This window comes from Rhodococcus sp. D-46, assembly GCF_011290655.1.
Taxonomy (GTDB): domain Bacteria; phylum Actinomycetota; class Actinomycetes; order Mycobacteriales; family Mycobacteriaceae; genus Rhodococcus_F; species Rhodococcus_F qingshengii.
On record NZ_JAANTF010000003.1, the window covers coordinates 539,485 to 561,021 of the forward strand.

Genomic DNA, 21,537 nt, shown 5'->3' on the forward strand with positions numbered 1-21,537 from the left:
TCAGGTCAACCTCTCCCAGTAGGTACCGTCGAGCATCGCGGCGAGCGAAGCGCGGTGCATGATCATGTCGTCGGGGTCTTCGGGTCGCTGTGACTGGCCGAAAGCTATGGCGCGAGCCTGGATTCGCCACATGATGACCGCCTGACGCAGTGCGGCATAGGTAACGTAGAACTCCAGATCGTGTGGGGTGTGGCCGGTGATCTCGGCGTAGGTCTGCGCGAGATCCGGCAGTCGAAGGAAGTCGGGAAGACCGGGTAGGTTCGCCAGTCCGGCGATGTCCTCGAAGAACCTGTGCAGGAATGCCATCCAGCCCAGATCCATCTCCCGCGGGCCGAGAGTTGCCATTTCCCAGTCCAGTACGGCTACCGGCGCGAAGTCCTGGTACATGACGTTGCCGATGCGCGAGTCGCCCCAACAGAGCACTGCCGGCGAATCGTCCGCGGGATTGTTCTCCTCGATCCAGTCGAGGGCACGTTCGATGAGCGGTGATCTGATCCCGTCGGAGACCACCCACTCGTAGTACGCGCGCTGCTCGGCGATGTGCGCCGTGAATGCTTCTCGTGCAGTCGTTCCCGAATTCGGGAGTCGGAGGAAGTCGAAACGCTCACCAGGTTTGTCGATGGCATGCAACTGAGCCAGGACGTCGACCGAGCTGCGCTGCAGGGTCTTTCGCTGCTCGGGTGACGCTTCGGTGACCCACGATCCGAAGTTGTACGGCATGACGTCCGGTGGCACGTCGCCGGAGATGCGTTCCATCACGAAGAACGGCGCACCCAACGCGTCCGGGTCGGATTCTGACCAGTACACCGCGGGTACGGGCACTGCCGAGTGCTCGCGCACCTGAGCCATGGTGCGGAACTGGGATTCGAGGTCGTAGGCAGGAAAGACCGGCATGGTCGATTCCGTCGGCGCCACCCGAGCGACCAAGGGATGATGTTCGCCGTCCCAGGTGGCGTCGAAGAGGATGGTTTCGCTGGACATGCCGTTGGCTGCGGGCAAGGTGACGTCGGCGACGGTCACAGTGGATCCGCTCGGCACCTTGCCGGCCATCCACCGTTCCAGGCGCTCACGGAGGTCTTCGGTGTCGCGGAGGGAATCGCTTGGTCGGGCGACCTGGGCGTGATGCTCGGTTTCATCGGTCGAAGAAGCAGTCGAGGCAACGTCAGATGAGGAAGCGTCTGGGCTCACGGTCACCTCCTTCCCGTAGGCGTCACGTGCAATGCCCGTAACGGTGTGAGTCAGAACACTAAAACACGTTACAGAAATTGGGAACAGGTGGCACCCGTTTAGTGGGACTCCCTGCGGATTTATCGGGGAAGAACGCGTGTCAGATAACGGCGGTGAGTGCGAGCAAGCCCGCACCGGTCAGAGTTCCGGCGCCACCCAGCTCGGCGGGAACGATCCGGAGCCCGGCGACGAACGACAAACGGGCATGTCGGGCAGCCGCGTCGAGCATCGGTTCCCACAGCGGTGTACCCGACTGGGCGAAACCGCCGCCGATCACCGCGAGGTCCACGTCCAGGAGGGCAGCCGCCGAGGCGATGGCACCACCGAGCGCCGTGCCTGCACGGTGAAGCGCGTCCACGGCGATCGCGTCGCCGCTGCGTGCACCCTCGGCTAGTTCACGGCCGGTGTTCCCCGACCAGCCCTGGCTCCGAGCCCATCGCACCGCGGACGGTCCACTTGCCACCGTCTCGAGGCAGCCGACGCCCCCGCAGCTGCACGGTTCGGCAGATCCTGGAACGACGATGTGGCCGATGTGACCGGCGTTCCCCGTGCGACCCCGAGCAATCTCACCGCCGAGAACGATTCCTCCGCCGATTCCCGTCGAGACGACCAGGCTCAGGAGGTTCGGGGTTCCGCGTCCGGCGCCGTGGTGGAACTCCGCCAATGCCGCTGCGGCTCCGTCCATTGCGAGGGCGGTTCCGGCATCGGGAAAGACGCTGCGGACGCCCGCTACGAGCTCGAATCCCTGTGCCCACTCGGTGATGTTGATGGGAGCGACGACGCCGGCGACGGTGTCCACCGGCCCGGCGCACGCGATGCCGACACCGTCGACCTCTCGGCCGTCTGCGACTCGTTCGAGCAGCGCCGCACAGGATCCCCACGGGTCGGTCTGCGGCGTCGGAACGCTGTCGAACACGGGAACGCGGCCGTCCTCGGACACGACCCCGGCAGCCATCTTGGTACCACCGATGTCGACTGCGAGGCGCATGTCGCTATCGCTTTTCGAGAACCACGACGAGGTTGCTCACCAGGAACTCCCGCAGACCGGGGACTCGGACCATCCACCACGCCCACGACGGGTGGTAGCGCGGGATCGCGGCGAGCAATGTGCCCTGGCTGGTTCCACGGGCCCAGCGCAAGCCGTCCGTGGCGCCGACTTTGAACAACGAGACCCCGAATCTGTTCTTCGGTTCGCGTCCGGTCTTGCGTAGGTACCGCTTGGCTGCGTACTCGCCCCCCAGCGCGTGCCACGGTCCGGTTTCGTGGCCGCCGAACGGACCCCACCACAGGGTGTACGAGAGAACCATCAAGCCGCCGGGCTTGGTCACGCGCAGCATTTCCTCGGCCATCAGCCAGGGCTCGCTGACGTGTTCGGCCACGTTGGAGGAGAAGCAGATGTCCACGGACGAGTCCAGGAACGGCAGTGCCAAACCGGATCCACGCACCGCGCCGCCCACGGTCAGACCCGCAGCATGCATCTCCGACGGATCGGGTTCGACGGGAATGTAGCGGGCACCTGCGGCCTGGAAGACCTCCGCGAAATAGCCCGGACCGCCGCCGACGTCGAGGACGGTGAGACCGTCGAGGGATCGTCCGGTGTGACCTTCGTGCAGGTCCGAGATCAATTCGACGGAGTCGCGCGCAAGCGCGCCGTAGAAGATGTCGGGCGCGGACTGCTCGTGGCGGAAGTCGCTGAGCAGGCCGAACGAGCGTTTCAGGGTTGCCCGTCGGCCGAAAATGCGGGTCACTGCGGGCTTGGTCACGGGTAGCAACTTTAGCCACTGGGTCGCCCGGTCCACGAACACCGTCAGGAGCGCGGCAATACGGACGCTCGAACAGTTAGGGTGTTCGGCAGGGTTACCGGCCGGTCAGGCGGGGCATCCCGCAGGATCGCCCGAACCGGGGTGGCCACCGACCAACTCAGGGAGTAACGCACGTGCGCGAGGTTCTGTTGCTCTGCTGGCGCGATACCGGGCATCCCCAGGGCGGTGGAAGCGAGCGTTACCTCGAGCAGGTCGGATCCCAGTTGGCCGAGCGCGGTATCAAGGTGACGCTGCGGACGGCGTCGTATCCCGGGGCGCCCGCGTCGGAGGTTCGAGACGGCATCACGATCAGCCGGGCCGGTGGACGTTTCAGCGTGTACCCCCGCGCTCTGGCCGCCATTGCCGCCGGACGTCTGGGTTTCGGATCGCTCAAGGGCATCCGCCCCGACGCGGTGATCGACACCCAGAACGGCATCCCCTTCTTCTCGAAGGCCGTGGCGGGTGCACCGGTCACGCTTCTGGTCCATCACGGCCATCGCGAACAGTGGCCGGTGGCAGGCAAGCTCGTCGGCCGGATCGGCTGGTGGGTCGAATCGCGATTGTCACCGCGCACCCATCGACGTAGTCAGTATCTGACGGTGTCGCTTCCCTCAGCGGAAGAATTGGTGGACCTCGGTGTCGAGCGCGAACGAATTGCCGTGGTGCGTAACGGTGCCGATCGGCTCCCCGTCGGCGTCGACGCGGGTGGATCGATCACCAGGGCCGAGCGTCCCACCATCTCGGTTCTCTCACGACTGGTGCCGCACAAGCAGATCGAGGACGCACTCGAGGCCGTCGCAGCCCTGCGTCCGACGCTTCCGGACATCCATCTCGACGTCATCGGTGGTGGTTGGTGGGAGCAGAACCTGCGAGATCGCGCCGCCGAGTTGGGAATCGGTGACGCCGTCTCGTTCTACGGTCACGTCGACGAGGCTCGTAAACATGAACTCCTTGCGCAGTCGTGGATTCACCTCATGCCTTCGCGGAAGGAAGGGTGGGGCCTGGCGGTCATCGAGGCTGCGCAGCACGGTGTTCCGACGATCGGTTACCGCAGTTCCAAGGGCTTGACCGATTCGATCGTCGACGGAGTGACCGGGCTGTTGGTCGGCGGTGAGCACGCCGGCGACGGCGACATCGCTGATCTGACGCAGGCGGCAGGCACCCTGCTCCGCGACCACGAACTCCGCACGGTGCTCGGTGAGAAAGCTCGGGTGTGGTCGGGCGAGTTCTCCTGGGAGCAGACCGGCACCGGAGTGCTCGAGGTGCTGACCGCGCACAAGGACGGTCGGTGGGTCTCAGGACTGGCCGCGCCTCGCGAGTCGAATTCGGTTCTGGTTCAGTCCGACTGAGATCAGCGCGATCACGCCCATCAGTATCCAGGCGAGATGCGCAACTATGACGGCCGTTCGGGCGCGGGTCGAGGCTTCGTGCGCGGCAACATCTCCCGGTACCCGGTAGAGCTCGAGATCGTTGTCGGCAAAGACCTGTTCCAAGCCGTCGAGCGTGGTTGCCGAGTTGCCGAGTTGACCTGGTGTCCCGCGCTCGATCAGTACCCATCCGACTCCGAGATCGGCCAACTGCGTAGGACTTCCGCCGGCCAGCAGTAGGTCTTCGACCCGAGTTGCCCGAGTCCCCTCGCCGCCGACAGCACCACCGGCAACCACCAGTTGGCCGGTCTGCAGCACGTCGAGGGGTAGGAAGCGTGGTGCGGGGTCGAGTACCGGCGCATCACCGCTGTAGGGGAACGCGCGGAACATTCCGGCGGGAAGCACTGCAACGTCACCGGTTTCGTCTCGCAGTTGCTCGGTCACCACGGTCCAGGAACCGGGGTAGTGCACGGGCTTCAACGCGCCGCCGACACCCCACACCAGATCCGGCAGTGCCACGATCGTCACCACGACGGCGGCAACCGAGAATGCCGGGCGGGGGAGGGAGAACCGATTGCCTGCCCACATCACCGCGGCGGCCGCAGCAAGTGCGTAGAACGGGACGGCCAGCGCGACCCACTTCTGCGCGTCACGCAGTAGACCGGCGCCGGTGAACACCTCGACCGACCATCGGCCGGCGTCGAGACCCCACGGGGTAGCGCCCATGGTCGGAGCCAGCACCGCGAACAGGGCCAGTAGTCCGAGTCCACCGACAACAGGATTCCGGCGTCGGCGCCACAGAGCGGGCATACCGGCGAACACGACGACGAGCAGAAGAACCGTTCCCACCAATGCGAAGAGTGTTGTGCGCGTGGACGGTACCGCTGCCGAGTTCCAGATACCGCCGAGACCGGCGAGGCTGCCCAGCGTCGCGAGTCCCGGTTCTGCTCGGGCGGCAAAGGCGGCGACTCCCGCCGGATCGGAACCGTCGCCTGCTGCGCCGGATACGAAGGTGGCTACCAACCACGGCGAGGCGGCGACGAGGAACAGTCCGATCGTGCCGCAGACACGCCGCATGGCCGAGGTTCGGCCTCCTGGGGTGGCTACCACCACCAGCGCGGCCGTCAGAGCGAGCAGAGCGCCGGTAGGTGTCAGGCCCGCGAATGCCAGTGACGCGGCCAACGCCCACCAGGACCCGGGCGTGGCTCGGCGAACTCCGATTCCGGCACACACGATCCACGGCAGTGCGGCATATCCGGTCAGCAGGCTCCAATGTCCTTGCAACAGGCGCTCGGCCACGTAGGGGTTCCAGAGCATCACCGTCGACGCGACCAGTTGTGGACCGAGACCGGCCGTCGGCAGCAGGACGGCGACCATGCGCGCCGCACCCCAACCGGCGAGCCAGAGCGCCACGAGCAGGATGAACTTGACCACCAGTCCGCCGTCGATCACGGTGCTCAACGCTGCGATCAGCGCGTCCTGGGGAACGGCGCGGGCTGCGGCGTCGGTGAGTCCGAGGGCGGAGTCGGTCAAGTACGAGCGCGGCGTGCTGACGGCGTCGCGCAGCAGGAGGTAGCCGGGGCCGAGCAGCGGTCCGAGGATCAACAGTGCCAGCGCCAGGCTGTACGCCGCAGGCAGGTAACGGCGGTATCCGGCTTGCACTGTCATGACGCGCACGATACGTGGTGCATCATTACTGCCATGCCTCGCCAACCACTCGATCGCGCCGCCGCGGCCGGGGTCGGCATGGTTTTGGTGGGATCGATGACGGCCAATGTCGCGTCGTACCTGTTGGCATGGTTGGCCAGCCGATGGTTGGGTCCGGTCGGCTACGGCGAGTTCGCGAGTCTGCTTGCCGCCCAGTTGGTACTTGCGGTTCCGGCTTTGGCGTTGCAGACGGTGGTCGCCCGCGAGGCGGTGCGTGGCAAGAGCACAGATGCGTTGCGGTCGTTGGGGTATCGATGCACCGCGATCGTCGCCGTCCTCGCGGTGGCGCTCGCTCCGGCGATGGCGTGGCTGCTCGACACCGGAATCGTGGCGTCGTTCTCGGCATTGGTGACTGCGCCCATGTTGGTTCTACTGGCAACGGAGCAGGGGTTGTTGCAGGGTCACGGTCGGTTCGGCACTCTCAGTGCCGTGCTGGCCGGAGCCGGGGTGATGAAAGTCCTTCCGGCAGTGATCGTTCTGGCTTTCGGTGGCGGAGCAGGCGCGGCATTGGTCGCCGGCGCGGCCGGAACTGCGTTGCTGGTGGCGATAGTTCGAGTGGTCGACCGAACCGTCTCGGTGAGCGAGGACCGTCCGGTGCGTATCGGCGTCGTCTCCGTGCTCGCGGCGTCACAAGTCCAGCTTGCGTTGATCGCGTTGTCTTCGCTGGACCTGCTGATCGTCCGCGTCGTCCTCAGTGAGTACGACGCCGGTGTCTACGCACTCGGCGCCGTCGCGACGAAGGTGGCGTTCTGGCTGCCACAGGCAGTGGGCGTCGTGCTGTACCCGAAGATGGCGAATCCGGCGCACTCGGCGCAAGCGGTTCGCTCGGCGTTGGCGGTGCTCGTCGGCATCGGCGCCGTGTTGGTTCTGGGGGCGGCGGTTGCCGGCCCGCTGGTGCCGATGCTCGTGGGCGACGCGTACGCCGCCGTGGCTCCGATGCTGTGGGCCTTCGCCCTGCACGGTGCAGCGCTAGCGGTACTCCAGGGTGCCTTGCTGTCCGCAATCGCGTCAGAACGCACGCGAGTGGCCCTTCTGGCGTGGGCAGGACTGGTTGTGGAGGCGACGGTCATGCTGGTGTGGGCGAAGACGCCGGGAGAGTTGATCGGCGTTGCCGTGGTGGTTGCGTCGACGACGGCGTTGTCGGTGTCCGTCGCCGCAGTGCGAAGTGCCGACCGCGCCCGGCCGGCACCTCACACCGGCGTCAGTTCTCCAGACGCGTGAACAAATCGTCGAAGTAGTCGAGCGTACGCATCGCGGTGTAGACGGATCCGTAGTTGATGTTCCCGCCCGTGTAGACGACGTTGTCGCCTTGTACTGCGCGGATACGGTTCCACATCGCGCGGTCGTTGCTGACGGGATCCACGCCGGGCGCGGTGGTGACGATCATTCCGTCGGCCGAGTCGAGAGCAGTCACGAGGTTTTCGGTAGAGATCTCCTTCTGTCCCTCGACCGGCCACTGGAGTTGGACGCCGAGGTCTTCGGCCACCTGTGTGGAGATGCCCTTGCGGTTGACGCCGTTGACCTTCTGATTCACGTAGTTCAGCAGCACGATCTGCTTGCTCGCCAAGCTCGGGGCGTGGCGTTCCTTCAATCCGGCTGCCTTGTCCTCGTACGCTCCGATGACCTGACGGACGTCGGGGTTCTCGGTGCGATTCAGCCAACTCGCCAGCTGATCGATGTTCTCGCGCCACGGGCGCGTGAAGTCCATCGGAAGCACAGGCGCTGTCTGGCTCAACTGCTGTAGCGGCCACATGTCGGAGGCCTCACCGATGTCGGTGCAGATGATCAGGTCCGGTTCCAGCGCGAGAATTGCCTCGACGTTGACCGGTGCCTCGAACACCTGTGCCGTGGGATCGGCCGGAACCCACGGCTCGGCGGCGTCGAAGCTGTACGCGATGACCGGCAGGCCCATCGCAACGGCTGGTTCGAGGTCGAGTCGGGAGTCGATGGCGACGACGCGTTTCGGTGTCACCGGAATGTCGTAGGTTCCGAGCGAGGTCGTGACCGTGCGCATCCCGGCCGAATCGCCCTCGGTACCGGCGGACCTCGCGCAACCGGCGGCGAACAGCCCGGAGAATGCAGCCGTGCCGACAACAAATCTCCGTCGCGTCAGATCGCTGACACAGATGTGCGAACCCAGAACTGTTGATGCGGGCATGTGGCTCCTCGTGTTCGGGGTGGTCTGGACTTCCAGAAAACGCTAAGCCCGCAACCACGCGGAGGGAACGACCCGTTGCGCCAATCCGTACGCCGATCCGGCAACAAAGCCCCGAAACGCAGCAGAGCGCCCCTTCCGTGTGGAAGGGGCGCTCTGCTTACTGTCTGAATCAGTCCTTGCGCAGATCCGGACGCGGAATCACCTGAGTGTCGTCCGAGGTCCAGTCGTGCTCACCCGGAGCCGGCTCGGGCGAGCCCTGGCCGCTGGGATTCTGGTTCGTTCCGCCGTGTGCAGCGCGGGCCGGAGTTCCGCCCTTGCCGCCGCGAATGCCGAGGAAGATACCGGCGATCAGCGCGATGACACCGAGGACACCTGCCACGATCGGGACTGTGCGGCCGAACAGCGAGAGCTTGTCCATGCCGTCACGTGCCTGCTGGACCTGGTACTCGATGGTTGCTTCGTCGAAGGGCAGCGTGACCTTGAGAACCTCGACGTCGACCGAGTCCTTGTTGCGTCCGTAGTACTGGTGCAACTGCTCCTGGCCCTTGACGACGACGCCGGTCTTGGGCTCGACCCACAGGTCACGGACGTTGGTGTACCAACGCGTCATCGTGATCGGAGTAGCGCCACCGGGAACGCCCCAGGTGTCGGCGGGCAGGCTCAGCTTGTTGGTGGGGGAGTTGACGACCTTCGACAGGTCGACGGGATCGATCGTCTGCTGGAAGTGGTACACCTTCAGACCGTTGATCTCGGTCTCTTCGACGAAGTCGATGTCCTTCGTGGCGCGAGCGTTCAGGTCGAAGTAGGGGTAGCTCTTCTGTTCCGTGTTGAACGGGAACTTGTACTGCAGACCGTCGCGGGAAACTTTTTCGGCGGGCTGGTCGCTGGACGTCTGGACGGTTCCGACCGGATCGTTGGTCGGCATCGAGCTGACGCGATCGAGCGTGACGCGGTCCAGGGTTGCGGTCAGCAGTCCGGTGTCGCCCTGCTTGTCGGTACGACGGACGGTCTGGCCGGCTTCGACGGTGATGATGTCGGCGTCGGACGGGTCCTGCGTGGTGACGTAGCGCTGAGCGACGATCGGCACGTTGGTGTCGACCTGCGCCTTACCAGCGAGGAGGGCCGCCGAGTTGAGGACGCTACCGGTGCCTGTGGCGACGGTGGTCACCTCGAGGTCGAGTGGCGTCTTCTCCAGCTTGCCTACCGTGTAGGTAGGAATGAGGATGGCGATGGCCAAAAGGAAGGCACCGAGGCCCACCAGAATGCAAGGAAGTATCCGGCTCGGCCCTGAGCGTTCCGCCATGCTGTGACTCCTAACCCGTTAAGTCTTTCGAGGTTCCCCAACCGGCACAATATGAGCTGCGCAGATCGCATGGGGCCCCCGATGGACACCATGTGTGGCAGAACACTAACAGTCCACCGGCCCGGTTTGTCGCATGAGGGCATGAATTGGCCAGGCATTTTGTTGTGAGTCCCTGGTGGTTTCCCTCAATCGGCCTGGGGTGCACACTTATCCGTGATGATCAGTTCCACGAATTCCCCTCAGACGGTCCCGCCACAGGCTCGGGGCTTCGTTCCGGCTTTGGACGGTATGCGTGGATTGGCGGCGCTCGGTGTCCTCGTCACCCATGTCGCGTTCCAAACCGGTGAAGCGCAGTCCGGCGCGATCGGGCGCGCGTTCGGTCGACTCGATCTCGCCGTAGCGGTGTTCTTTGCCTTGTCCGGATTTCTCCTGTGGCGCCCCCACGCGGCAAAGGCCCGCGGAATCGGGCAACCGCAGCCGACGGTCCGATATTGGATCTCGCGTGCAACGCGAATCCTGCCGGCGTACTGGGTGGCGGTGGTGCTGATCCTGCTGTTCCTGCCCGGAGCCGGCGGGGGTTACCAGGTATGGCTGGCGAATCTCGGGTTGGCGCAGGTGTTCGTGCCGTTGACACTCACCGAGGGCCTCACGCAGATGTGGAGCCTGTCGGTCGAGGTTGCGTTCTATGTACTACTGCCGCTGTTCGCGTATCTGATGGTGCGACTACGCGGAAACTCGGCCCGGTTCCGGCTACCGCTTCTGCTCGGGGTGTCAGTGTTGGCGCTGACGTGGGCTTTCATTCCGATCCCGACTCCGGACGCCATTCACCACGACAACTGGCTGCCGGGCTACCTGCCGTGGTTCGGCGCAGGCATGGTGCTGGCCGAGCTGGCCGTGGGCCCGTCGACGTGGATGCATCGCCTCGCGCACCGGCGGGTGCTCCTGACTTTTGTTGCGTGTGTGGCCTTCGTTCTCTCGTGCACCGATCTGGCCGGGCCCGAAGGTCTGGTGCGGCCGGAGCCGTGGCAGTACGCGATCAAGATTGCACTCGGCGCGATCATCAGCTTCTCGTTGATCGCTCCACTGGTTCTGCGCGATCAATCGCAGCATCGATTCCTGGCGAGCCCGCTGGCGTTGGCAATCGGACGCTGGTCCTACGGGCTGTTCATCTGGCACCTGGCCGTACTGAACGCTGTGTTCCCCGTGTTCGGCATAGTTCCGTTCTCGGGCAGCTTCTTCTACGTCCTGGCCCTGACGGTCGTCCTGAGCGTCGCTGTGGCCTCGGCCAGTTACGCCTTGGTGGAGGAACCGGCGCGCGTCGCGGTCACGCGCTGGGAGAAGCGCCGCCATATCGGTGAACCGGCAAAGGGCAACGCGGCCAACCCGGTCACGACCAAGGCCACCAACATCGAGAACTGAATCGCGAACGAATCGCCCACATAGCCGCCCGGTGCCCGCCACGGTCCGGTCGAGAGCAGCGTGATGCCGATCATCGCGGCCACGCCGGCGGTGCCGACGAGAATGCGTGCGGTCCGAGCGGGGCCGAAGATTCGCAGCGCGGCAAGTCCGAGGATCGAGCACACAACTGCGATCGCCGCTCCCACTCCGCCGCCGATGACGGTGGCCGCCGCGAGCACGCCCACCCATCCTGCCGCGACGCTGCGCCACGGACGGGGTGGTGTGAGGGACTTGGGCTCTCGGCGCGTAGGGACAAGTGCCGCGAACAGCAGTGGGATCAGCAACACGAGCCCGCCGAATATGCCGAGGCGGTACCAACGGTCGCTGGGGAAGTCGATGGTGACGGTTCCCGCGGTGCCTGCCGGCACGATCCAGCCCTGCTGCCAACCGTTCACGACCACCGGCGTCAGCTCGGAACCGTCCGGCGCGGTGGCGATCCAACCGATGCTGGTGCTCTCGGGATTGACGATCAGCTGATCGGTGGACGAGTTCGTGACGGTGAGTTCCCGGTGATTCGCCGTCCACGAGGTCGATTCGAGCGGTGTATTCCGTTGCGCGGCTGAAGGACCGACCGCCGTCAGATCGAGGTTGTCGACCGAGAATGCCGGGCCTGGTTCGACGACCACTTCGGGCTGGCCCGCCGGCAACGTCGCCGACGCGTCCAGACCGCACACACGTGCCTCGACGGGTGCGCCGGTCCGGAGTTGCGTCGCCGTCGCCGTGATCGAGGTGGGGAATTGCTGTCCGGCAACCGAAATGGTCGGGCCATCGCCACAGGTGACGGTGACGGTGCGGTTGTCGAATGAGTCCGAGCCCTGCACTCCCGAACCGGCGATCGGGGTTCCGTCGGCACCGATGACGCCGACCTCGGCGAGGCCGGTGGGCTGCGCCTGGGCGAAGCCGAGCGCCGTCTGATCGAGGACCGGTTCCCAATCGGTGATGCTCAGGACGATCTTGTCGGTGACGAAGGGGGAGAGGGTAATTCGACTGGTTCGAGGCGTGTCGTCCGAGGGTTCGGGCAGCTCTCGCACCTGCGGCCCGTTGCCGAGATTCACCGCGACGCTGGTCGGCAGCGACGGCAGGGTGCCGAGTCCCCGGGTGATGTCCAGGCCGGTGACCAGGGTGGGCTCGGGAAGATTGAGAGTCAGCGTCGGTTTCGGGCCGCCCGGTTCTGTGGTGCTCTGCGGCGCCGACCACGTGGTGCGTGCGTCGCCGTCGGTGGCAGCGAAGGCAGATCCGCGTGTGTCGCCGATGTCGCTCGAACCCGAAGCCGTGATTCGGCCTGGGACGGCAAGCAGATCTTCGAGGGCGTTGCCCTGACGCGCTCGGACAGTCAGTGTCGGTGTAACGACTGTGTTTTCGGGCACCGTGAGCGTGCGCTGGAAGCGGCTCGGCTCTTCCGGTATCGCCATGAATGCATTGCTGCACCGCACGCGGTCGGTCGAGTCCGCGCACGCGTTGCGACCGGGGAACTCCTGGCTCAGATTCCAGGCGTTCACGGATGCGCCCGTCGGCGTATTCGGCAGGACCGTGTCGAAACGGATCGGTACGGTCTTCGGTGCGCTGCGATCGGAGAAGTCTTCGACGGAGAGTTCGCTGATGCCGAACTGTGTTCCAGGCGATCCGTTTTCGGTGTGAGTCGCTGTGATGCGTACCCACGGAGTGATGCCGCCCGGGATCGAGACGGTGATGGGCTCACCGGGACGCTCCACCTTCACCGCCGTGCTGCCGTTCGGTGTCGAGACTTCGAGCCATTTGACGGGAGCTCCGATTGCCGCGGCACTGGTGGTCAGATGAAGCAACCCACTGGAAATCGGTGTGTCGAAGTCGATCTGCAACCACTGGCCCAGGGCTCGTTCGATGCCGTTGCTGAACCAGCCGGTGGCGGGATCGCCGTCGACCGTCGATGCCGGACTGCTCGACGGTGAAGTGCCGCCCAGCTGGGTGGCATCCGAGGCGGCGCTGGAGACGGTGATCGAAGCTCCGCTCCAACGGCCTTCCACGAGAGGCGTGTTCGCAACCGGGTAGTCGGGCACCAGATTGTAGGTACGACGAGCGTCGTCAGGGGTGCGCAGGGCGGAACTGTGGTTGTCGACCTGACCGAAATCGGTTTCTCGATCGCGCGGTGTGTCGGTGACGGTGACAGAATCGACGGGCAGTCCCGCAGCTTCGGCGTCGGCGGCAAGAATCATCGGCCCGGTCCCCGGAACCAGCCCGCTTTCGTGAAGTCGCACAGACGATTCCGGCCCACCTTGTACACGCGGAACCTGGTTCAGGTCGACGGAGTACGGGCCGCTGACCGCCGGGGTGCCGTCGGGCGGGGTGACCTCGAAGATCTCGATGGCTGGGTAACCGGGACGCAGATCGCTGTCCGCGACCAGCCCTTCGATCGGTTCGGGGCTATCGTCTTCACCGAAGTGGGCGACTCGCTTGATCCCCGGCGAGCCTTCGACCGCCTGGTGCACGAGTATCGGCCTGGCCGAGCGCGACGTTTCGCCGTCGAGGTCGTTGCGCATCACCAGGTAGTGGATGCCCTGCCCCAGCAAGGTCTGTGCGAGGCCGTCCGACGGACGTCCGTCGGCGATGAGACGTTGCACCGAATCGAGCGCTCGGATGGCGCCGGGAGGGGTCAGCGGGACCGAGTCACGCACCGCCCACGGCGTACTCGCCAACGCCTGAAGCGGTTCGTCGCGCGTCAGACCCCACACCTGGCTGCCGAAGGGCGCTCCCGGGACGACCAGGGCACGTTCGGCTTCCGATCCGGGGGAGGTGTTGTCCTCGAGCCACTGCGCCGCCTCGTTCCAGTACGAGGGGACGTCCGGATACGCACCGCGGGGAGCGAGCTTTCCCGTCCAGGCCAAGGCGGTCGAGAGGGTGAGGGCAACGAGGATCAGGCTGGTCAGTGCGACCATCGGTTCGCGCTCGGGATGGGCGAACGCGCGGCGCCATCGGGCGAGTGGAACCGATCCCGGCAGTGGCACTTTGGCCAGCAGGTGTGCGAGTCCGAGCACCAGCGGCAGACGGACCAACGGCTCGAGCTTGTGGACGTTGCGCAGCGGCGCGCCTGCCGAGTCGAGGAACAGGCGCACCGACTCCGACACCGGCGAGCTGAGTTCACCCAAGTAACCCGCGGCCAGGCCGGTGATACCGACGAACAGGATGAGCGTCAGCCGGCCGCGAGCAGGCATGGACCGCATGCAGAGCCCGGCGAGGCCGGCGGCGGCAACCAGGCCGGTGGCGACGACTGCTGCGGGTTGGGTGACCAGGACGGCGCCGGCAATGCGTTCGGGGGAGACGAACGGGGTCCAACTGTCCGTGCCGCGAAGTATCTCGGCGAGCGATGCCCACTGAGTGGTGACACCGGCGGACTCGATGTAGTCGAGAAACGGTGGGCTGATCTTGCCGAGCAGAAGTAGCGGCACGATCCACCAGAGGGTGCCGAGAGCGACGAACAGCGCCCACCACGCGGTGAACGTCAGCCATGTTCGGTTGGGTTTGTGCGAGAGCCACCAGATGATCGCGACCAGGCAGGCCGCGGCGGTGGCGACGGCGTTGATCGAACCCATGAGTGCGACGGCAAGTGCGGATTGTGCGGCCAACCGCCTCAACCCCCGTGAGTGGTCAGGGAGTCCAGGGACTCCTTTTCCACGCACAGGGCCGAAGGCCAAAACCACCGGCAACAACACCCACGGCGCCAACATCATCGGAAGGGTTTCCGAGGAAATCGAACCGAGCGTGGTCAGCACGCGGGGAGAAAGAACAAAGGCAACCGCTGCAATCACGCGCGAACTACGGCTGCCGATGCCGAGAGCCTCGGCAACTCGGATGATGCCCCAGAAACCTGCGATCAGAAGCAGCGCCCACCAGATGCGCTGGGTGACCCACGGCGGAACGTTCGCCAACTCGCCGAGCGCGAAGAACGGCCCGTGCGGAAAGAAATATCCGTAGGCCTGGTTTTGAACCTGGCCGAGCGGGGCCTGACTACTCCACTGATGCGAGGCGCGTTCGAGAAAACCGAACGGATTCTGCGTCAGGTCGTACTTGGTGTCAGCGGTGATCAGACCCGGCGATTGCAGAAAAGTGAGAAGAAACGCTACGACGGAGGCGCCGAACAGCCACCGCTTCGACAGGGGCTCTGCCGACGGGGCGGTGTCTACCGAAGACACCGCTGCGTCGGCGGAAGAACGGGAACTCGCGAGGCCTGCGCTCTCAGCGGCTGCCGTACTCAACCTGGTTCAGCACGGAAGAATCTGCGTTTCCGCTGCGGTCGATCTCGGGACGAGTGTTGTCCGACGCGGCGGCCGTGACACCGAAGATGACGCCGGCACCCAGAACGGCACCGATGACAGCGCTGGCCACACCGGGGACAAGGAACTTCGTCATCGCGGATCTCCCAATTGGTCGTTAGTCGGTCGTTCGCGGTCGGACGGACTTACCGGCCCGTACGAACTGCTCGGGTCAAGGTATCACCCGCACTCGAGAATCCGGACGATTACCCTCGTGACGTGCTGGTCAGTCGAGGGTTTCGGCACCAAGCGCGGTCAACAGAGTGCGCAGTTTCGTGGACGTCTCGTCGAGTTCGTCCTGCGGATCCGATTCGGCGACGATTCCGCCACCCGCGCTGGCCCAGGCAGTGAAGCCGTCTGCACCGATCTCGGCGCAGCGGATGGCAACCACCCAATCGCCGTCACCGGCCTCGTCGCACCATCCCACGGCGCCGCCGTAGAAACGCCGAGGTTCCTCGGTCTCGCGGATGACCTTCAGTGCCGCGTCAGTGGGTGTTCCGCACAGCGCGGGCGTCGGATGCAGCGCGATGGCGAGGTCGAGCGCAGTAGTGTCGTTTCGCAGCGTGCCGCGGATCGGGCTGGCCAAGTGCCAGACCTCGTGAGTATTGGTCAGTTCGGGAGTTGCCGGCACCGACAGATCACTGCACATCGGTTGCAGGACCTCGCGGATCCACGACGTCACGAAGGCGTGCTCGGCCAGATTCTTCGTCGAATGCAGAAGGCTTTCGCCTGCCTCGCGGTCTTGATCGGCGTCGGCGGATCGCTTGGTGGTCCCGGCCAACGGGCGACACGTCACGACGCGCCCGCGTCGACTGACCAATACTTCGGGCGTCGCGCCGACCAGGCTGTGGCCCGCGAATTCGGCTCCCGCAGCAGAGAGGTCGACGGCAAAGGTGTTGGCGACGGGATTGAGCGCCGCCATGCGTGCGGCGAGCGCGGTTGGGGAGATCGGGGTCTGCGTGCGAAGTTCCACAGTGCGAGCCGCGACAACCTTGTCGATCTCTCCACTGCGGAGGCGTCCGATCAACTTTTCCACTCGACGAAGATGCTCCGACGACGACGGGATCTCCCGGTCAACCCGGGTCGTGGGCAGGGCCTGGGGATCGCGCGGTTGCCACGGCCGCGACGCGATCGTCGCCTCGGCGGGTTCGTACAACGCCGTTGCGGCAGCCGGGTCGAAGGGGAGCGCTCCGACGATCAGCTTTGTCGTACCTGCCGACAGAGCGTGGGTGGCCGCGTCGGAGCTGTCGAAGCTGCGTCGTACGCCGCGGGTGACCACGCTGTGATCGGGGCGCGAGAGAACAAAACCGTCCATGGTGCTTTCGACACTAGTCGGCCACGGATCAGGAATGCGCGAAGGTCACTTCCCCGGAGGGACGATCAACACCGGCCGATGACTGTGACGCAGAACATGATCCGCGACGCTGCTCTGCAGTAGCGACCGCAAACCCGTGGTGCCACGGGTGCCGGTCACGATGATGTCGACGTCCAATTCGTCTGCGGTTTCGCAGATTGCAGACCAGATCGCGGATCGGCACTCGGCGCTTCTGCCTTCGACGGTCAGGCCTGCGGCCTCGGCCAGTGCGACGCCCTCGGCGAGGGTGACTTTGGCGTCGGTGTAGGCGATGTCCTCGACGTCGTCGTCGGGAACCCACTCCGGTTGCATCACCCCGGACAGGCCGGACATGCGAGCGGCCTGGCGAACCATGGGCTCCCAGGCAGTGACGAGAACAGCACGATTGGCGGAGAGGAAACGCCCCGCATAGTCGACTGCACGCTTGGCGTTGTCGGAACCGTCGTACGCGATGAGCATCAGACCTTGTGGCATCACGACCTCCTCGTCAGCGGGGGAATCGGTTCTCTTCCAGGCTACCGTCCCGATGTGCCCGTGAGGGAGTGTATGGGTACCGGGTCCGTTACGGTCGAGGTATGCGGATCAAGTTTCTGAAGGCTGCAACGACCATTGCATTGTGCGGAGGGTTGGTTGCGGGATGCTCGGGCGAAAACGGGACCGCCGATCCGGTTTCGAGCGCCCCGACCAGCACCAGCACCGAGATCACGTCGACGCCTGCGGCATCGAGCTCCGCACCCGTCGCCGCGTCGTGCGGTAGTGACCTTCTAGCCTCGCTGTCCTTGCGTCAGAAACTTGCCCAGCTGCTCAACGTCGGCGTTACCGGGACCGACGACGCGTTGTCGATAGTGCAGAACGAGGAGATCGGCGGCATCTTCGTCGGAAGTTGGACCGATCAGTCGATGCTCACCAATCGCGAAGTGCCGCAGGTTGCTTCGGCGTCGAAGTTGCCGTTGATGGTGACGATCGACGAAGAAGGTGGACGAGTTTCCCGCGTCGCGGACATCCTCGGGCCCGATCCGTCGGCCAGGGAAACGGCGCAGACCATGACAGTGGAACAGACGTACCAGATGGCACTCGAGCGTGGACGCGGTTTGAAGGATCTCGGGATCACCGTCAACTACGCCCCCGACGTCGACGTCAGCAGCCAACCCGACGACTCCGTGATCGGGGACCGCTCGTACTCCGACGACCCCCAGACCGTCGTTGCCTACGCCGGTGCGTACGCGCAGGGGATGCGCGACGCCGGAATCTTCCCGGTGATCAAGCACTTTCCCGGGCATGGCAGCGCGTCGGGTGACTCGCACCGGGGTGAGGTGACAACGCCGCCGCTACAGGATCTGATCGCGTCGGACCTGATTCCCTTCCGTGAGCTGTCGGGAACCGGAGTCGGCGTCATGATGGGTCACCTCGAGGTTCCCGGTCTGACCGAGCCCGGTACCCCTGCCAGCATCAGCCCCGCAGCCGTTGCGTTGCTTCGCGACGGAGTGGGTTACGGCGCAGCGCCGTTCACTGGTCCGGTGTTCACCGACGACCTCAGCGGCATGCAGGCGATCACCGACCGATACGATATTGCCGATGCGGTTCAGGCTGCGCTGGTGGCTGGAGTCGATCAGGCATTGTGGCTGACCACCGACGACGTTCCGCGGGTTCTCGATCATCTCGAGCAGGCCGTCGCGTCCGGTGAGCTTCCGCAGACGCGGGTCGATCAGGCTGTGGTCACAGTTGCCGCTGCCAAAGGTGCCGTGACCTGCTGAGTCGAAGTCAGGATTCGACGCACAATCTTACCGTAGAGTAAGATCGACATTTACCCTGTGGTTGGAGGAAGCATGGCCGGCGGTACCAAGCGACTGCCACGCGCAGTGCGTGAGCAGCAGATGCTCGACGCGGCTGTGGACGTGTTCTCCGACAGGGGATTTCACGAAACTTCGATGGACACCATCGCGGCCAAGGCCGAGATCTCGAAGCCGATGCTGTATCTGTACTACGGCTCGAAGGAAGAGTTGTTTGCCGCGTGCATCCATCGCGAAGGGCTCCGCTTCCTCGAAGCACTCGCCCCGGCCGGCGCGCCGAACCTGACTCCGCGTGAACAATTGCGCGCCGCTCTCGAGGGTTTCCTCGGGTTCGTGGGCGCAAACCGCAAGTCGTGGATGGTGCTCTACCGTCAGGCCGTCGGGCAGCAGGCTTTTGCGGGCACCGTGCAGTCCAGTCGCGATCGGTTGATCGAGTTGACCGCGCATCTGCTCGAGTCCAGCACCAAGGATCCTGATGCCGCGCACGATTACGGGATCATCGCCATCGCGCTCGTCGGCGCCGGTGAGGCGGTAGCGGACCGGGTTGCGGGTGGGGAAATCGAAGTGGATGCCGCAGCGGATCTACTCGAATCCCTCGCGTGGCGCGGTCTGTCGGGCAAGAAGAAGTCCGAATAGCCCCCCAGTCACATCGCGTGAACGTATCGCTCCCCTTGTTGAACAGGGGGAGCGATACGTTCACACTGTCGGGGCGGGGTCGGAAACGCACCAGCCCAACCCAGTTCAGTCCTAGGTCAGCGCAGCGTCGCAGTGACGTGCGGGTAACCCTTCTTCGGGTGGCGCAGCGACAGATCCCAGCCGTCGTCGGTGCGATCAGCGTAGGCATTCAGCGTCGCCGGTAGCAGAATCGGCTTGCCGAAACGCACGCTGTAGGTGACCTTGTCCGCGACGGACCCCTCGACGGTCCGCAGAACTGCCGCGGCACTCCACATTCCGTGAGCAATGGTCTTCGGGAAACCGAAAGCCTTCGCGCCCAGAGACGAGACGTGAATCGGATTACGGTCGCCGGAGACAGCGGCGTACTTGCTGATCGTGGTCTGGTCGACGCGGATGGTGCTCATCGGCATCGGGGGGACCTCGTCGGCCTTGGGCTCCGGACCGGGCTGGCCGGACAGGGAGGTCTTCTGCTGGTTCAGGAAGCTCGAGGTCTGTCGCCAGACCAGTTCCCGTCCCACCCGAATTTCGGTGATCACGTCGATCAGCAGGCCCTTGCGGTGCTCACGCAGGTTCTCGGCATGCACCGAGAGGTCAAGCGGTTCGCTGACGGAGATGGGCCGCAGTGATTCGATGACGTTCTCGGCGTGAACGGAGCCGACGGCGGCGAAGGGGAAGTCCTTCGACACCATCAGCTTCATCACGGTAGGGAAGGCCAAGGTGAAGGGGTACGTGATCGGCAGAGTGTCGCCGAACCGCAGTCCGGTCACGCGGCAGTACGCCGCCAGATTGTCGGTGTCGACCTTCAATCCGGTGAGGGTGAAGGTCTGCTGTGGCACCGAGCGCGAGTTGGACTTGTTCCACGGCAACAATCCCAGTACCGCGCGGGAGTAGATGTCGAGGGTCTTCGGCTGCTCGGTGAGCGCGACGGTCTTTGTTGCCATCATGCGCCCAGGAGGCTCTGGCCGCAGACGCGAACGACCTGTCCCGTAACGGCATTGGAGGCCGGGCTGGCGAAGTATGCGACGGTCTCGGCGACGTCGACGGTCTCGCCGCCCTGCAGGAGCGAGCTCATGCGGCGGCCGGCTTCGCGGGTGGCGAAGGGGATGGCTGCGGTCATGGCGGTCTCGATGAAGCCCGGTGCGACGGCGTTGATGGTGATGTTCTTCTTCGCCAGGACGGGAGCTTCGGCGTGTACGAGGCCGATGACGCCGGCCTTGGAGGTGCCGTAGTTGGTCTGGCCGCGGTTGCCCGCGATGCCGGCGATGGAGGAGACGTCGACGACGCGGCCGCCTTCCTTGAGGGCGCCCTTCTCGACGAGGTGCTCGGTGATCTTCTGCGGTGCAAGAAGATTGACGTTCATGACCATGTTCCAGCGGCCCTCGTCCATGTTGGCGAGGGTCTTGTCGCGGGTGATGCCGGCGTTGTGGACGATGATGTCCGCTCCACCGTGACGCTCGAGGAGGTGAGCTGCGAGGACCTCGGCTGCGTCGGCTGCCGTGACGTCGAGGGCCAGGGACGTGCCGCCGACCTTGTTCGCGGTCTCGGACAGCGCTTCGCCGGCGGCCGGGATGTCAGCGCAGACGACGTGCGCGCCGTCGCGGGCCAGGACCTCGGCGATGGTGGCGCCGATACCGCGGGCTGCGCCGGTGACGACGGCAACCTTGCCTTCGAGCGGCTTGTCCCAGCTTGCGGGCGCGACGGAATCTTCAGCGCCGACGACGATGACCTGGCCGTCGACGAAGGCGGACTTTGCCGAAAGGAGAAAGCGCAGAGTCGATTCCACGCCGGAGAGTCCGGTGGATGCCTTGGGGGAGACGTAGACCAGCTGAGCGGTGGAGCCGCGCTTGATCTCCTTGCCGACGCTGCGGGTGAAGCCTTCCAGAGCGCGCTGCGCGACATGCTCGTCGACGCTCGACGTTTCTTCCGGCGTCGTGCCGAGAACGACGACGCGAGCCGACGGTGCGAGGTTGCGGATTACGGGCTGGAAGAACTCGAACAGCTGCTCGAGCTCGCTGACCTGAGTGATTCCGGTGGCGTCGAACACGAGTCCGCCGAAGCTGCTGTCGTGTGCCTGAGCCGCCGGGTAGTCGGAGAGCAGTACGCGAAGTGGTTCTGCGAGTCGACCCTTGCCGCCGATGAGGACAGGTCCGGCGAGTGCGGGTTCCCCTGCTTTGTAGCGACGCAGGTTCTCGGGCCTGGGCAGGCCGGCCTTCGACGCGATGAATGCGCCGGGGGCGGACGAGAGGAACTGTGAATAGAGGTCGGGAGCTCCCTTGCTGGCTGCCACGGTCCTACCTTCTGTTGTGTTTCGGGTTGTCTCTCACCGGGCAATCGAAAGAATGCGGCGATAGACAAGTAACTTACTACTGAGTAAGAATAGTCTTCAACAGGTAATCGCACCATCCTTGGA

The 21,537-nt window shown here is 65.2% G+C and carries 16 protein-coding genes and 1 pseudogene; 5 read left to right on the top strand and 12 right to left on the bottom strand.

Annotated features, from left to right (window positions below):
- The 3 genes from G9U53_RS10465 to G9U53_RS10475 form a co-directional block, all read right to left on the bottom strand.
- Positions 1 to 1,188: a phosphotransferase family protein gene (locus G9U53_RS10465; protein WP_165638643.1), complete on the bottom strand. Its 1,188-nt coding sequence runs from the start codon at positions 1,186 to 1,188 to the stop codon at positions 1 to 3.
- 139 nt (positions 1,189 to 1,327) lie between these two features.
- Complete coding sequence (locus G9U53_RS10470) at positions 1,328 to 2,215, bottom strand: ROK family protein (protein WP_007734524.1); 888 nt, start codon at positions 2,213 to 2,215, stop codon at positions 1,328 to 1,330.
- 4 nt (positions 2,216 to 2,219) lie between these two features.
- Positions 2,220 to 2,990 carry a class I SAM-dependent methyltransferase gene (locus G9U53_RS10475; protein WP_003945692.1) on the bottom strand — a complete coding sequence of 257 codons (771 nt, stop codon included), beginning with the start codon at positions 2,988 to 2,990 and terminating at the stop codon, positions 2,220 to 2,222.
- 173 nt (positions 2,991 to 3,163) lie between these two features.
- On the opposite strand from G9U53_RS10475, the gene G9U53_RS10480 reads away from it, so the two are divergent.
- On the top strand, positions 3,164 to 4,378 hold the full coding sequence (locus G9U53_RS10480; protein WP_165638644.1) for a glycosyltransferase family 4 protein: 1,215 nt from the start codon (positions 3,164 to 3,166) through the stop codon (positions 4,376 to 4,378).
- On the opposite strand, the gene G9U53_RS10485 is transcribed toward G9U53_RS10480, so the two are convergent.
- Complete coding sequence (locus G9U53_RS10485; RefSeq protein WP_165638645.1) at positions 4,325 to 6,064, bottom strand: hypothetical protein; 1,740 nt, start codon at positions 6,062 to 6,064, stop codon at positions 4,325 to 4,327. The genes G9U53_RS10480 and G9U53_RS10485 overlap by 54 nt on opposite strands.
- Positions 6,065 to 6,097: 33 nt before the next feature.
- On the opposite strand from G9U53_RS10485, the gene G9U53_RS10490 reads away from it, so the two are divergent.
- Positions 6,098 to 7,324, top strand: a complete 1,227-nt coding sequence (locus G9U53_RS10490; protein ID WP_007734534.1) for a hypothetical protein — start codon at positions 6,098 to 6,100, stop codon at positions 7,322 to 7,324.
- Here the strand turns inward: G9U53_RS10490 and G9U53_RS10495 are convergent.
- Complete coding sequence (locus tag G9U53_RS10495) at positions 7,305 to 8,261, bottom strand: ABC transporter substrate-binding protein (RefSeq protein WP_058039145.1); 957 nt, start codon at positions 8,259 to 8,261, stop codon at positions 7,305 to 7,307. The genes G9U53_RS10490 and G9U53_RS10495 overlap by 20 nt on opposite strands.
- A 169-nt stretch (positions 8,262 to 8,430) precedes the next feature.
- Positions 8,431 to 9,564, bottom strand: coding sequence for a DUF3068 domain-containing protein (locus G9U53_RS10500; RefSeq protein WP_165638646.1), 1,134 nt, complete (start codon positions 9,562 to 9,564; stop codon positions 8,431 to 8,433).
- Positions 9,565 to 9,780: 216 nt separating this feature from the next.
- Here G9U53_RS10500 and G9U53_RS10505 point away from each other — a divergent pair.
- Positions 9,781 to 10,896: pseudogene (locus tag G9U53_RS10505) on the top strand (acyltransferase); the annotation flags it as partial.
- Here the strand turns inward: G9U53_RS10505 and G9U53_RS34155 are convergent.
- The 4 genes from G9U53_RS34155 to G9U53_RS10525 form a co-directional block, all read right to left on the bottom strand.
- The gene (locus tag G9U53_RS34155; protein ID WP_165638670.1) at positions 10,854 to 15,188 is read right to left on the bottom strand and encodes an alpha-(1->3)-arabinofuranosyltransferase; all 4,335 of its coding nucleotides are present in this window, start codon (positions 15,186 to 15,188) and stop codon (positions 10,854 to 10,856) included. The pseudogene G9U53_RS10505 and the gene G9U53_RS34155 sit on opposite strands and share 43 nt — an antisense overlap.
- Before the next feature lie 43 nt (positions 15,189 to 15,231).
- A complete protein-coding gene (locus G9U53_RS10515) occupies positions 15,232 to 15,405 on the bottom strand; it encodes a DUF2613 domain-containing protein (RefSeq protein WP_003945488.1) in 174 nt (57 codons plus the stop codon).
- A 129-nt stretch (positions 15,406 to 15,534) separates the two neighbouring features.
- Entirely contained in the window at positions 15,535 to 16,623 is a 1,089-nt protein-coding gene (locus G9U53_RS10520) for an isochorismate synthase (RefSeq protein ID WP_075832351.1), read from the bottom strand.
- A 45-nt stretch (positions 16,624 to 16,668) separates the two neighbouring features.
- Positions 16,669 to 17,136 (bottom strand): universal stress protein, encoded by a 468-nt coding sequence (locus G9U53_RS10525; protein WP_003945900.1) that lies wholly within the window; start codon positions 17,134 to 17,136, stop codon positions 16,669 to 16,671.
- Between the two features lie 101 nt (positions 17,137 to 17,237).
- Here G9U53_RS10525 and G9U53_RS10530 point away from each other — a divergent pair, with 101 nt between their 5' ends.
- Both G9U53_RS10530 and G9U53_RS10535 read left to right on the top strand, forming a co-directional pair.
- Entirely contained in the window at positions 17,238 to 18,416 is a 1,179-nt protein-coding gene (locus G9U53_RS10530) for a glycoside hydrolase family 3 N-terminal domain-containing protein (protein ID WP_058039141.1), read from the top strand.
- 72 nt (positions 18,417 to 18,488) lie between these two features.
- A complete protein-coding gene (locus G9U53_RS10535; RefSeq protein WP_003945885.1) occupies positions 18,489 to 19,088 on the top strand; it encodes a TetR/AcrR family transcriptional regulator in 600 nt (199 codons plus the stop codon).
- Between the two features lie 116 nt (positions 19,089 to 19,204).
- Here the strand turns inward: G9U53_RS10535 and G9U53_RS10540 are convergent, their stop codons facing one another.
- On the bottom strand, positions 19,205 to 20,068 hold the full coding sequence (locus tag G9U53_RS10540; RefSeq protein WP_007734551.1) for a MaoC/PaaZ C-terminal domain-containing protein: 864 nt from the start codon (positions 20,066 to 20,068) through the stop codon (positions 19,205 to 19,207).
- Positions 20,068 to 21,414, bottom strand: a complete 1,347-nt coding sequence (locus G9U53_RS10545; RefSeq protein ID WP_003945596.1) for a 3-oxoacyl-ACP reductase — start codon at positions 21,412 to 21,414, stop codon at positions 20,068 to 20,070. The genes G9U53_RS10540 and G9U53_RS10545 overlap by 1 nt, the downstream gene beginning before the upstream one ends.
- Positions 21,415 to 21,537 lie beyond the last annotated feature (123 nt).

What these genes read in the sequence shown, in the direction of transcription:
- G9U53_RS10470 (WP_007734524.1), bottom strand. Translation starts at nt 2,215, where the DNA reads ATGCGCCTCGCAGTCGACATCGGTGGTACCAAGATGGCTGCCGGGGTC.
- G9U53_RS10485 (WP_165638645.1), bottom strand. Translation starts at nt 6,064, where the DNA reads ATGACAGTGCAAGCCGGATACCGCCGTTACCTGCCTGCGGCGTACAGC.
- G9U53_RS10490 (WP_007734534.1), top strand. Translation starts at nt 6,098, where the DNA reads ATGCCTCGCCAACCACTCGATCGCGCCGCCGCGGCCGGGGTCGGCATG.
- G9U53_RS10495 (WP_058039145.1), bottom strand. Translation starts at nt 8,261, where the DNA reads ATGCCCGCATCAACAGTTCTGGGTTCGCACATCTGTGTCAGCGATCTG.
- G9U53_RS10500 (WP_165638646.1), bottom strand. Translation starts at nt 9,564, where the DNA reads ATGGCGGAACGCTCAGGGCCGAGCCGGATACTTCCTTGCATTCTGGTG.
- G9U53_RS10515 (WP_003945488.1), bottom strand. Translation starts at nt 15,405, where the DNA reads ATGACGAAGTTCCTTGTCCCCGGTGTGGCCAGCGCTGTCATCGGTGCC.
- G9U53_RS10520 (WP_075832351.1), bottom strand. Translation starts at nt 16,623, where the DNA reads ATGGACGGTTTTGTTCTCTCGCGCCCCGATCACAGCGTGGTCACCCGC.
- G9U53_RS10525 (WP_003945900.1), bottom strand. Translation starts at nt 17,136, where the DNA reads ATGCCACAAGGTCTGATGCTCATCGCGTACGACGGTTCCGACAACGCC.
- G9U53_RS10530 (WP_058039141.1), top strand. Translation starts at nt 17,238, where the DNA reads ATGCGGATCAAGTTTCTGAAGGCTGCAACGACCATTGCATTGTGCGGA.
- G9U53_RS10535 (WP_003945885.1), top strand. Translation starts at nt 18,489, where the DNA reads ATGGCCGGCGGTACCAAGCGACTGCCACGCGCAGTGCGTGAGCAGCAG.
- G9U53_RS10540 (WP_007734551.1), bottom strand. Translation starts at nt 20,068, where the DNA reads ATGGCAACAAAGACCGTCGCGCTCACCGAGCAGCCGAAGACCCTCGAC.